Raw genomic sequence first — 716 nt, forward strand, 5'->3', positions numbered from 1 at the left:
ACCGGCACGGGCGACGACAACCGCAACCACCGGACCCGGCCGCCCCCCGCCGGACGGCGAACCCGCCGGACGGCGATTGGGCTCGTGCACAATCACCCGCTCGCGCCAGTGGGACACCGCAACCGTTCCCCGCCACGACATGGCCCCCGCTACGGCACCGATGCTGAGGTGTGGCTCCCATCTCCGGATATCACCGGACGGAAGGAGCCTGCATGGCCGCGCTCGAAGTGCGTGCCCTGACCGTCGGCTACGGTCCCGTGCGTGCACTGCGCGACGTCTCCGTCGATGTGCCCGCCGGGCGCGTCGTCGCGGTGCTCGGCGGGAACGGTGCCGGTAAGTCCACCTTGCTGCGGGCCATTTCGCGCACCCTCGGTTTCCATCGCGGCGCGGCCACCGGCACCGTCCGGTTCGGCGGGCTGTCGCTCGACGGCCTGAGCCCCGCGCGGGTGGTGGCCGCCGGGGTGGTGCAAGTGCCCGAGGGGCGGCAGGTGTTCGCCCGGATGACGGTCGCCGACAATCTGCGCGCGGGGTCGCTGGGGGCGTCCGGCGGGCGTAAGGAGGCCGCCAGGGCGCTGGGCGAGGTGCACGAGTTGTTCCCCGTTCTCGCCGAACGCGCGCGGCAGCGGGCCGGGTTGCTGTCCGGTGGTGAGCAGCAGATGCTCGCGCTCGGGCGGGCCCTGATGGCGCGGCCGAAGCTGCTGCTGCTGGACGAGCCG

The 716-nt window shown here is 73.6% G+C and carries 1 protein-coding gene; it reads left to right on the forward strand.

Features of this window, described 5'->3' with window-relative positions:
* Positions 1 to 212: 212 nt before the first annotated feature.
* Positions 213 to 716 (forward strand): ATP-binding cassette domain-containing protein (locus HY68_RS45430; protein WP_041992565.1); only part of this gene is annotated, 504 nt, incomplete at its 3' end.

The sequence above is a fragment of the Streptomyces sp. AcH 505 genome, from assembly GCF_000818175.1.
Lineage (GTDB): Bacteria > Actinomycetota > Actinomycetes > Streptomycetales > Streptomycetaceae > Streptomyces.